Genomic DNA, 10,573 nt, shown 5'->3' with positions numbered 1-10,573 from the left:
CGCCCACCACTGATGATCACAGACAGCAGGCCAGCCAGTGTTCACGAGGTCCTGAGACACAAACTGTTCACGAGGTCCTGAGCGAAGACAGGCTGCGGTAGCGACTCGAACCACTCACGAGCCCTGCGGCCGCCGTTCGGTGGGAGTATTGGAGTGAACGGTCCGTTCGCCTCGTCTAGCTGGGTGAACGTGGCGTTCGCCGCGCGGCCGAACGCCCGTTTGATTAATGTTGCATTGGAGTGCATAATCATCCGCATGACGGTTCGAGTGGCAGTTGCCGGGGCTAGCGGCTACGCGGGCGGGGAACTGCTCCGCCTGCTGCTGTCGCACCCCGAGGTGGAGATCGGCGCGTTGACCGCGGGCGGCAACGCCGGAACCAGGCTCGGGCAGCACCACCCGAACCTGCTGCCGCTGGCGGACCGCGTCCTCGCCGACACCACGGCCGCCGAGCTCGCCGGCCACGACGTCGTCTTCCTCGCGCTCCCGCACGGCCACTCCGCGGCCATCGCCGCCGAACTCGGCGACGACGCGATCGTCATCGACTGCGGTGCCGACCACCGGCTCAACGACCCCACCGACTGGGCCCGCTGGTACGGCGGCGAACACCCCGGCACCTGGCCCTACGGCATCCCCGAGCTCCCCGGCGCCCGGGACCGGCTCCGCGGCTCCCGCCGCGTCGCCGTCCCCGGCTGCTTCCCGACGGTGTCCTCGCTGGCGCTCGTCCCCGCGCTCGCCGCCGGGCTCGTCGAGCCGGACGCCGTCGTCGTCGCGGTCACCGGCACCTCCGGTGCCGGCCGCGCCCTCAAGCCGCACCTGCTCTCCGCCGAGGTGATGGGCTCCGCCAGCGTCTACGGCGTGGGCGGCGCGCACCGGCACACGCCGGAGCTGATCCAGAACCTCAGCGCCGTGGCCGGGCGGCCGGTGAAGGTGTCGTTCACGCCGGTCCTCGCGCCGATGTCGCGCGGCATCCTCGCCACCTGCTCCGCCCCGCTGCGCGCGGGCGTCGACGCGGACGTGGCTCGCAAGGCCTACCTCGACGCCTACGGCGACGAGCCGTTCGTGCACGTGCTGCCCGAGGGGCACTGGCCGCAGACCTCCGCGACGCTCGGCGCGAACACCGTCCACCTGCAGCTGGCGATCGATCCGGACGCCGGGCGGCTGATCATCGTCGGCGCCGAGGACAACCTCACCAAGGGCACCGCCGGCGGCGCCGTGCAGTGCATGAACCTCGCGGTCGGGCTGCCGGAGACCACCGGGCTGCCGCTGGTCGGGGTGGCGCCATGAGCCGGCTGAAGCTTCGGCTGCACGCCGAGCAGCTGGCCGTCGGCATGGTTCCGGCGCACATCAGCCTGGCGCTGACCGGCGGCACCGCGCCGATCCACGGCAGCCTGACCACCGACGCGGGCCGCACCATCATCTTCCCGTACTCGCTGGCGGCCGAGTCCGGCCCGGACGTCCGGGTGGAGGGGCCGTTCCGGGCGCTGGAGATCGACGGCCCGCTGGACTTCGCGCTGACCGGCGTGCTCGCGGCGTTGCTGGCGCCGCTGGCCGACGCCGAGATCAGCGTCTTCAGCCTGTCCACATTCGACACCGACTGGATCCTGGTCCCGGCCGACGCGGCCGTGCGGGCCGCCGAGGTGCTGACCTCCGCTGGGCACACCGTGGATATCGAGGAGAGCCAATGAGCGTGACCGGACCTGCCGGTTTCCGGGCGGCGGGGATTGCCGCCGGGATCAAGGCCGCGGGCGCGCGCGATGTCGCGCTGGTCGTCAACGATGGTCCGCGGCAGGCCGCGGCCGGGGTGTTCACCACCAACAAGGTCAAGGCGGCGCCGGTGCTCTGGTCGCAGCAGGTGCTGACGGAGCGCAAGCTCCGCGCGGTGGTGCTCAACTCCGGCTGCGCCAACGCCTGCACCGGCCCGGAGGGCTTCCAGGACACCCACGCCACCGCCGAGAAGGTCGCCGACGTGCTCGGCGTCGGCGCCATCGAGATCGCGGTGTGCTCCACCGGCCTGATCGGCGAGCGGCTCCCGATGGACGCGCTGCTGTCCGGTGTGGACACCGCGGCGAAGGCGCTGGACGCCACCGACCAGGCCGGGCTCGACGCCGCCACCGCGGTGCTCACCACCGACAGCAAGGCGAAGCAGGCCTTCGGGAAGCACGACGCGGGCTGGTCGGTCGGCGGTTTCGCCAAGGGCGCCGGGATGCTCGCGCCGAACCTGGCCACCATGCTCAGCGTCATCACCACCGACGCGGTGATCGGCGGCGACGACCTGGACGAGGCGCTGCGCGCGGCCACCCGGGTCACCTTCGACCGGCTCGACGTCGACGGCGGCACCTCCACCAACGACACCGTCCTCGTCCTGGCCTCCGGCGCCTCCGGCGTCGAACCGTCCAAAGAGGACTTCACCGGGCTGCTCACCGCCGTCTGCACGGACCTGGTCCGCCAGCTGCAGGACGACGCCGAAGGCGCCACCAAGACCATCGACGTCACCGTGCGCGGCGCGGTCAGCGAGGCCGACGCGGTCGCCATCGGGCGCACCATCGCCGAGGACAACCTGGTCAAGACCGCGATGTTCGGCTCGGACCCGAACTGGGGCCGGATCGCGATGGCGCTCGGCCGGGTCGACGCCGAGATCGACGTGGCCAAGCTGGAGATCGCCACCAACGGCGTGACGCTCTACGCGAACGGCACCAAGGCCCGCGATCGCAGCGAGGCCGACCTGTCCGGGCGCGCCATCGAGATCGTCGTGGACCTGCACCTCGGCGAGCACGCGGCGACCATCCTGACCACCGACCTGTCCCACGGCTACGTCGAAGAGAACAGCGCGTACTCGTCATGACCCAGCAAGAAGCCAGCGACCGGCTGGCCACCGCGGCCGAGAAGGCCAGCGTCCTCGTCGAAGCCCTACCGTGGCTGCAGCGCTTCCACGGCGCGACCGTCGTGATCAAGTACGGCGGCAACGCGATGATCGACGACGAGCTCAAGCGCGCCTTCGCGCACGACATGGTGTTCCTGCGCCTCGCCGGCCTGCACCCAGTGGTGGTGCACGGCGGCGGCCCGCAGATCACCGCGATGCTCGACCGGCTCGGCATGGAAGGCGAGTTCCGCGGCGGCCTGCGGGTGACCTCCCCGGAGACCATGGACGTGGTGCGCATGGTGCTGGTCGGCCAGGTCGGGCGCGAACTGGTCGGGCTGATCAACCAGCACGGGCCGTACGCGGTCGGCATGTCCGGCGAGGACGCCCGGCTGTTCACCGCCGAGCGACGCACCGCGACGGTCGACGGCGAAGCCGTGGACGTCGGGCTCGTCGGCGACGTGGTGTCGGTCAACGCGGATGCGGTGGTCGACCTGATCAAGGCCGGCCGCATCCCCGTCGTCTCGACCGTCGCCCCCGACGCCGACGGCGTGGTCCACAACGTCAACGCCGACACCGCCGCCGGGGCCCTGGCGGTCGCGCTCGGCGCCGAGAAGCTCGTGGTGCTCACCGACGTCGAGGGCCTCTACACCAACTGGCCGGACCGCGGCTCGCTCGTGTCGCGCCTGGACGCCGATCAGCTGGCGGAGCTGCTGCCGAGCCTGTCCAGCGGCATGGTCCCGAAGATGGAGGCCTGCCTGCGCGCGGTGCGCGGCGGGGTGCCGCGGGCGCACGTCATCGACGGCCGCCTCGCGCACTCGGTTCTGCTCGAGGTGTTCACCAGCGCAGGGGTCGGCACGATGGTGCTGCCGGCGCAGGCAGAGGAAGGCGAGAACTCATGACCACCAACGCCGCGGGAGCGCAGCGCTGGCAAGCGTCCATGATGGACAATTACGGCACCCCGAAGCTGACCCTCGTCAGCGGCTCGGGCGCAGAGGTGACCGACGCCGACGGCAAGATCTACGTGGACTTCCTCAGCGGCATCGCGGTCAACGCGCTCGGCCACGCGCACCCCGCCGTGGTGCGCGCCGTCTCCGAGCAGATCGGCAAGCTCGGCCACGTCTCCAACCTCTACGTGCACGAGCAGGGCCTCAAGCTCGCCGAACGGCTGCTGGACCTCGCCGGCGCGACCGGCCAGGGCCGGGTGCTGTTCTGCAACTCCGGCGCCGAGGCCAACGAGACCGCGTTCAAGATCGCGCGGCTGACCGGCCGCGCCAAGCTCGTCGCCGCGCACGGCGGCTTCCACGGCCGCACCATGGGCGCCCTCGCGCTCACCGGCCAGCCCGCCAAGCAGCAGCCCTTCGAACCGCTGCCGCCCGGCGTGGTGCACGTGCCCTACGGCGACGTGGCCGCGCTGGAGTCCGAAGTGGACGACAACACCGCGGCGGTGTTCCTGGAGCCGATCCAGGGCGAGAACGGCGTGATCGTGCCGCCCGAGGGATACCTCCAGGCGGCCCGGGAGATCGCCACCCGCAACGGCGCTCTGCTGGTGCTCGACGAGGTGCAGACCGGCATCGGCCGCACCGGCTCGTGGTTCGCCTTCCAGCGCGCCGGTGTCGTGCCCGACGTGATCACCCTGGCCAAGGGCCTCGGCGGCGGCCTGCCGATCGGCGCCTGCATCGGCATCGGCGCCGCAGGCGACCTGATGCACCCCGGCCAGCACGGCACCACCTTCGGCGGCAACCCGGTGGTCTGCGCCGCCGCGCAGGCGGTGCTGGACACCATCGCCGCCGACGGGCTGCTCGAACACGTCGAGCAGGTCGGCAAGGAACTGGTCACCGGCCTGCAGCAGCTCGACCACCCGCTGATCGGCGAGGTGCGCGGCGCGGGTCTGCTCATCGGCGTCGGCCTGACCGAGCCGGTGTCGGCCAAGATCGCCGCCGCCGCGCAGGACGCCGGATTCCTGATCAACCCCATCCAGCCCGACGCGATCCGGCTGGCCCCACCGCTGATCGTGCGGCCCGACCAGGTGCGGCGGCTGCTCGCCGCCCTGCCCGCGCTGCTCGACGCTGGCAAGGAGAACCACTGATGCCCCGGCACTTCCTCCGCGACGACGACCTCACGCCCGCCGAGCAGGCCGAGGTCCTCGACCTCGCCGACCAGTTCAAGGCCGACCCGTTCGGCTCCGACGCGCTGGCCGGGCCCAAGTCGATCGCGGTGCTCTTCGAGAAGAACTCCACCCGCACCCGGCTGTCCTTCGAGGTCGGCATCGCCCAGCTCGGCGGCCAGCCGGTCGTCGTGGACGGGCGGATGATGCAGCTCGGCCGCGAGGAGACCATCGAGGACACCTCCCGGGTGCTGTCCCGCTACGTCCACGCCGTGGTGTGGCGGACCTTCGCGCAGGCCCGCATCGACGCGATGGCCTCGGTGTCCCGGGTGCCGGTGGTCAATGCGCTCACCGACGAGTTCCACCCCTGCCAGGTGCTCGCCGACCTGCAGACCATCCGGGAACGGCACGGCAAGCTCGCCGGCCTCACCATGACCTACCTCGGCGACGGCGCCAACAACATGGCGCACTCGCTGATGGTCGGCGGCGTCACCGCGGGCATGCACGTCCGCATCGGCGCGCCGGCGGGCTTCCGCCCGCTGGACTGGGTGCTCGACGCGGCCCGGGAGCGCGCCGCTGAGACCGGCGGCTCCGTCGAGCTGTTCACCACCCCGAACGGCGCGGTCGAAGGCGCGGACGTGCTGGTCACCGACTCCTGGACGTCGATGGGCCAGGAGAACGACGGCAAGGACCGGGTCAGCCCGTTCCGGCCGTTCCAGGTCAACGCCGAACTGCTGGCCGCCACCGGCAAGACCGACACCACCGTGCTGCACTGCCTGCCCGCGCACCGCGGCATGGAGATCACCGACGAGGTGCTCGACGGCCCGGCCAGCGCGGTGTTCGACGAAGCCGAGAACCGCCTGCACGCGCAGAAGGCGCTGCTGGCGTGGCTGGTGCGACAGCCATGACGACCCGCGTCGCGCGGCAGGCCCGCATCATCGAACTGGTCGCGTCGATGGGCATCCGCAGCCAGACCGAGCTGGCCAAGCTGCTCGCGGGCGACGGCATCGAGGTCACCCAGGCGACGCTGTCGCGGGACCTCGACGAACTCGGCGCGGTCAAGCTGCGGGGTGCAGACGGCGGGGCGGCGGTCTACGTCATCCCCGAGGACGGCAGTCCGGTCCGCGGCGTGCAGGGCGGCACGTCGCGGCTGAGCCGGCTGCTCGGCGAGCTGCTCGTCGGCGCCGACGGCGCGGGGAACCTGACCGTCCTGCGTACCCCGCCGGGCGCGGCGCAATTCCTGGCCAGCGCCATAGACCGAGCGGCGCTGCCGGAGGTGGTGGGCTCCATCGCGGGCGACGACACCGTGATGATCGTCGCCCGCGAGCCCCTCACCGGGCACCAGCTGGCCGCCCGGTTCACCGACATGGCCGCGGGCGAAGGGCAATCCGAAGCGGACGCCGAAACGCCGCGGTCCACAATGGATGACGACGACCGACACCAGACCAGGGGAACACCGTGACGCAGCAAGGCAGCGAGCCGACCAAGCTCTGGGGCGGCCGGTTCGCCTCCGGCCCGGCCGAGGCGATGGCCGCGCTGAGCCTGTCGACCCACTTCGACTGGCGACTGGCGCCCTACGACATCGCCGGATCCCGCGCCCACGCCCGCGTGCTGCACCGCGCCGGGCTGCTCACCGCCGACGAACTCGAGCGGATGCTCGCGGGCCTGGACGTCCTGGCCGCGGACGTCGAGGCGGGCACCTTCACGCCGGTGATCGATGACGAGGACGTGCACACCGCCCTCGAACGCGGCCTGCTGGAACGCGTCGGGCCGGAACTCGGCGGCAAGCTGCGTGCCGGGCGCTCCCGCAACGACCAGGTCGCCACGCTGTTCCGGATGTGGCTGCGCGACGCCAACCGCCGCGTCGTCGCCGGCGTCCTCGACATCGTCGACGCCCTCGTCGCCCAGGCCACCGAGCACCCCGACGCGGTGCTGCCCGGCCGCACCCACCTGCAGCACGCGCAGCCGGTGCTGCTGGCGCACCACCTCCTCGCGCACTGCCAGGCGCTGCTGCGCGACGTCCAGCGCTTCCGCGACTGGGACGCCCGCACCGCGTACTCCCCGTACGGCTCGGGAGCCCTGGCGGGCTCCTCGCTCGGGCTCGACCCGCAGGCCGTCGCCGCCGAGCTCGGCTTCGCCGGCGCCGTCGACAACTCCATCGACGGCACCGCCTCGCGCGACTTCGCCGCCGAGGCGGCGTTCTGCCTCGCGATGCTCGGCGTGAACCTCTCGCGCATCGCCGAAGAGGTGATCATCTGGAACACCGCCGAGTTCGGCTACGTGACGCTCGACGACGCCTGGGCGACCGGCAGCTCGATCATGCCGCAGAAGAAGAACCCGGACGTCGCCGAGCTGGCCCGCGGCAAGTCCGGGCGGCTCATCGGCAACCTCGGCGGCCTGCTGGCCACGCTGAAGGCGCAGCCGCTGGCCTACAACCGGGACCTGCAGGAGGACAAAGAGCCGGTCTTCGACTCCGTCGAGCAGCTGGAGCTGCTGCTGCCCGCGATGGCGGGCATGCTCGGCACCCTGACCTTCCACACCGAACGGCTCGCCGAGCTCGCGCCCGCCGGCTTCACCCTCGCCACCGACATCGCGGAGTGGCTGGTGCGCCAGGGCGTCCCGTTCCGGGTCGCGCACGAGGCGTCGGGGGAGTGCGTGCGCACCGCCGAGGCCCGCGGCGTCGGGCTGGAGGACCTGACCGACGAGGAACTCGACGCGGCCAACCCCGCGCTCACCCCGCAGGTGCGCGAGGTGCTGACCGTCGAGGGCTCCATCTCCTCCCGCGACGCGCACGGCGGCACCGCCCCGAACCGGGTGGCCGAGCAGCGCGAACGCGTCGTCGACAACGTGCGGCAACATCGCGAGTGGCTGTCTAAGTGATCACGGTTTGGGCACGACCGGTAGTGTCTTGCCTGTGAGTCAGGTGACACGCGACGAACTTGCCCTCGATCCGCTGTGGGTGGCCCGCCGCCTTCTCGGCTGCGAACTGCGGTCGACCGGGCCGCAGGGCGAGGTCGGCGTGCGCCTGGTCGAGGTGGAGGCCTACCGCGGCCTGGACGACCCCGCGTCGCACTGCTACCGCGGGCAGACCGAGCGCAACGCCGTGATGTTCGGTCCGGCCGGTCATCTGTACGTGTACTTCGTGTACGGGATGCACTTCTGCATCAACGTCGTGTGCCTGACCGACGGTGTCCCCGGCGCGGTGCTGCTGCGCGCCGGGGAGATCACCACGGGCGCCGAGCTCGCCCGCTCTCGCCGCCCGGCGGTCCGCAAGGACACCCAGCTCGCCAGCGGGCCCGCCCGGCTGGCCGGGGTTCTCGGCATCACCCGCGAGCACAACGGCGTCGATCTCACCGACCCGGAGTCGCCCGTCCGGCTGTACAACGGCACTCCGGTCGGCGAGGACGACATCCGCAGCGGGCCCCGGGTCGGCGTCGCCGCGGCGATGGACCTGCCCTGGCGGACCTGGGTGGACGGCTCGTCGGCGGTCAGCTCGTACCGGCGCGGCGGCCGCCGCCGCATCCAGGCCCGGACGTAAACCCGGTTGCTCGCATGAGCGAGACTTGGACGCGTGAGTGAGAACATCCTTGACGAGCTGACCTGGCGCGGCCTGATCGCGCAATCCACCGACCTCGACTCGCTGCGAGGGGAACTCGACCAAGGCCCGCTCACGCTCTATGCCGGTTTCGACCCGACCGGCCCCAGCCTGCACGCCGGGCACCTGATCCCGATCCTGACGCTGCGCCGCTTCCAGCAGGCCGGGCACCGGCCGGTGGTCCTGGCCGGCGGCGCCACGGGCCTGATCGGCGACCCGCGCGACGTCGGCGAGCGCAACCTGCACGACGAGAACACCGTGCTGGAGTGGACCGACAAGATCCGCGCCCAGCTGTCCGCGTTCGTCGACTTCGACGACTCGCCGACCGGCGCGATCATGGAGAACAACGCGCATTGGACGGCGGACCTGCCGGTCACGGCGTTCCTGCGGGACATCGGCAAGCACTTCTCGGTGAACACGATGCTGGCGCGGGAGACCGTCAAGCGGCGGCTGGAAACCGACGGCATGTCCTACACCGAGTTCAGCTACATGCTGCTGCAGGCCAACGACTACGTGCAGCTGTACCGGAAGTACGGCACCCGGCTCCAGCTCGGCGGCTCGGACCAGTGGGGCAACATCATCGCCGGCGTCGACCTGGTCCGGAAGCAGGAGTCGGTCGCCGCGCACGCGCTGACCCTGCCGCTGGTCACCGACTCGGAGGGCCGCAAGTTCGGCAAGTCCACCGGAGGCGGCAACGTCTGGCTGGATCCGACGATGACCACGCCGTACGCCTGGTACCAGTACTTCGTCAACGCGGCCGACGCCGACGTCGCGAAGTACCTGCGGCTGTTCACCTTCCTCGACCGCGAGGAGATCGACGAGCTGGAGCGGAGCACGGTGGAGCGGCCCCAGCTGCGGGCCGGCCAGCGCAAGCTCGCCGAGGAGCTGACCACGCTGGTGCACGGCGCGGATCAGACCCGCAAGGTCGTCGCGGCCAGCCAGGCGCTGTTCGGCAAGGGCGAGATCGCCGAGCTCGACGAGGCGACCCTGGACGCGGCGATGGCGGCGGTGCCGACGGCGGATGCCCGGCTCGCCGACGCCCCGACGATCGTGGACCTGCTCGTCGAAACCGGTCTTGCCACCGGGAAGGGCGCGGCGCGACGCACCATCAAGGAGGGCGGCGCGTACGTCAACAACGGCAAGATCGCGGATGAGGAGTGGTCGCCGAGCAAGGACGACCTGCTGCACGGCCGCTGGCTGGTGATCCGCCGTGGCAAGCGTCACACTGCGGGCGTTCGGGTCGTGCACTAGCCTGGAATCAGCACCGGAAAGGGGCGTTGAGCTGCATGTTCGGGCTCCGCTGGTGCTGATTCGAGCCGATTTGACTCGACGCTGAAAGACGCGTAAATTATTTCAAGTCAGCGCGGAACGGGCCGATGAAAAACGGACCGGGCACTGACACGGGGTCGCGAACCAAGCTCCTGCCTCTGGGTGGTAGAGTGGGCGTCCCGATCAGGAAATCGAAATTCGAACGCCGGACCAAGTTGTCCGCGCGACGAGGTTGCGGTTTCCGACCAGATCTTTGATGAAAGAATGCTTGGCTGCGACCGGGCTGAATAGCGAGCCGAAATACGGCAAGCCGGTGGGGGTGACCCCCCGGAAAAGCCGAAAAAAGGGTCTGCTACTCTGGTCAACAGCAAAAGCGAGAAAGAAAATGCTCCCCGGAGCTGCGGTCCCGATTGGGCCGGGTGATGGTGTGGGTGTGTTCTTTGAGAACTCAACAGCGGACTGTTTTGGTTAGTGTTCTTTTATGCCCCCGACCATGCAGATTGTGTGTGGTTGGTGGTTTCTTTGAGTATGACGCTCGCCCGGTTGGGTTTGAGTGTCTGCTGGGATTGTTCAACAGCATTGTTGGAGAGTTTGATCCTGGCTCAGGACGAACGCTGGCGGCGTGCTTAACACATGCAAGTCGAACGCTGAAGCACTTTCGGGTGTGGATGAGTGGCGAACGGGTGAGTAACACGTGGGTAATCTGCCCTGCACTCTGGGATAAGCCTTGGAAACGGGGTCTAAT

At 70.6% G+C, this 10,573-nt stretch carries 10 protein-coding genes and 1 rRNA gene; all 11 read left to right on the top strand.

Going from position 1 to position 10,573, the window contains the following annotated elements; all coding sequences use genetic code 11:
* The first annotated feature begins 255 nt into the window (after positions 1 to 255).
* A complete protein-coding gene (gene argC / locus BLW84_RS45340; RefSeq protein WP_093278863.1) occupies positions 256 to 1,284 on the top strand; it encodes an N-acetyl-gamma-glutamyl-phosphate reductase in 1,029 nt (342 codons plus the stop codon).
* Entirely contained in the window at positions 1,281 to 1,685 is a 405-nt protein-coding gene (locus BLW84_RS45335) for an ACT domain-containing protein (protein ID WP_093278861.1), read from the top strand. Before argC ends, BLW84_RS45335 begins: the two co-directional genes overlap by 4 nt.
* Complete coding sequence (argJ, locus tag BLW84_RS45330) at positions 1,682 to 2,842, top strand: bifunctional glutamate N-acetyltransferase/amino-acid acetyltransferase ArgJ (protein ID WP_093278859.1); 1,161 nt, start codon at positions 1,682 to 1,684, stop codon at positions 2,840 to 2,842. The genes BLW84_RS45335 and argJ overlap by 4 nt, the downstream gene beginning before the upstream one ends.
* Positions 2,839 to 3,759: an acetylglutamate kinase gene (gene argB, locus BLW84_RS45325; RefSeq protein ID WP_093278857.1), complete on the top strand. Its 921-nt coding sequence runs from the start codon at positions 2,839 to 2,841 to the stop codon at positions 3,757 to 3,759. The genes argJ and argB overlap by 4 nt, the downstream gene beginning before the upstream one ends.
* Positions 3,756 to 4,946: an acetylornithine transaminase gene (locus BLW84_RS45320; RefSeq protein WP_093278855.1), complete on the top strand. Its 1,191-nt coding sequence runs from the start codon at positions 3,756 to 3,758 to the stop codon at positions 4,944 to 4,946. Before argB ends, BLW84_RS45320 begins: the two co-directional genes overlap by 4 nt.
* Positions 4,946 to 5,872, top strand: a complete 927-nt coding sequence (argF, locus tag BLW84_RS45315) for an ornithine carbamoyltransferase (RefSeq protein WP_093278853.1) — start codon at positions 4,946 to 4,948, stop codon at positions 5,870 to 5,872. The genes BLW84_RS45320 and argF overlap by 1 nt, the downstream gene beginning before the upstream one ends.
* A complete protein-coding gene (locus BLW84_RS45310; protein WP_093278851.1) occupies positions 5,869 to 6,426 on the top strand; it encodes an arginine repressor in 558 nt (185 codons plus the stop codon). The genes argF and BLW84_RS45310 overlap by 4 nt, the downstream gene beginning before the upstream one ends.
* Positions 6,423 to 7,844: an argininosuccinate lyase gene (argH, locus tag BLW84_RS45305; protein WP_093278849.1), complete on the top strand. Its 1,422-nt coding sequence runs from the start codon at positions 6,423 to 6,425 to the stop codon at positions 7,842 to 7,844. Before BLW84_RS45310 ends, argH begins: the two co-directional genes overlap by 4 nt.
* Positions 7,845 to 7,878: 34 nt before the next feature.
* Positions 7,879 to 8,502, top strand: coding sequence for a DNA-3-methyladenine glycosylase (locus tag BLW84_RS45300; protein WP_093278847.1), 624 nt, complete (start codon positions 7,879 to 7,881; stop codon positions 8,500 to 8,502).
* Positions 8,503 to 8,535: 33 nt separating this feature from the next.
* Positions 8,536 to 9,810, top strand: coding sequence for a tyrosine--tRNA ligase (gene tyrS / locus BLW84_RS45295; protein ID WP_093278845.1), 1,275 nt, complete (start codon positions 8,536 to 8,538; stop codon positions 9,808 to 9,810).
* A 597-nt stretch (positions 9,811 to 10,407) separates the two neighbouring features.
* Positions 10,408 to 10,573 (top strand): 16S ribosomal RNA (locus tag BLW84_RS45290); the annotation flags it as partial.

The sequence above is a fragment of the Saccharopolyspora shandongensis genome, assembly GCF_900106995.1.
Classification (GTDB): Bacteria; Actinomycetota; Actinomycetes; order Mycobacteriales; family Pseudonocardiaceae; genus Saccharopolyspora; species Saccharopolyspora shandongensis.
The sequence above is the reverse complement of the archived record's forward strand: the minus strand, read 5'-3'. Positions and strand labels throughout refer to the sequence as shown.

Bases quoted from the DNA above. Each gene is read 5' to 3' on its own strand.
- argC (WP_093278863.1), top strand. From the start codon at position 256: ATGACGGTTCGAGTGGCAGTTGCCGGGGCTAGCGGCTACGCGGGCGGG.
- BLW84_RS45335 (WP_093278861.1), top strand. From the start codon at position 1,281: ATGAGCCGGCTGAAGCTTCGGCTGCACGCCGAGCAGCTGGCCGTCGGC.
- argJ (WP_093278859.1), top strand. From the start codon at position 1,682: ATGAGCGTGACCGGACCTGCCGGTTTCCGGGCGGCGGGGATTGCCGCC.
- argB (WP_093278857.1), top strand. From the start codon at position 2,839: ATGACCCAGCAAGAAGCCAGCGACCGGCTGGCCACCGCGGCCGAGAAG.
- BLW84_RS45320 (WP_093278855.1), top strand. From the start codon at position 3,756: ATGACCACCAACGCCGCGGGAGCGCAGCGCTGGCAAGCGTCCATGATG.
- argF (WP_093278853.1), top strand. From the start codon at position 4,946: ATGCCCCGGCACTTCCTCCGCGACGACGACCTCACGCCCGCCGAGCAG.
- BLW84_RS45310 (WP_093278851.1), top strand. From the start codon at position 5,869: ATGACGACCCGCGTCGCGCGGCAGGCCCGCATCATCGAACTGGTCGCG.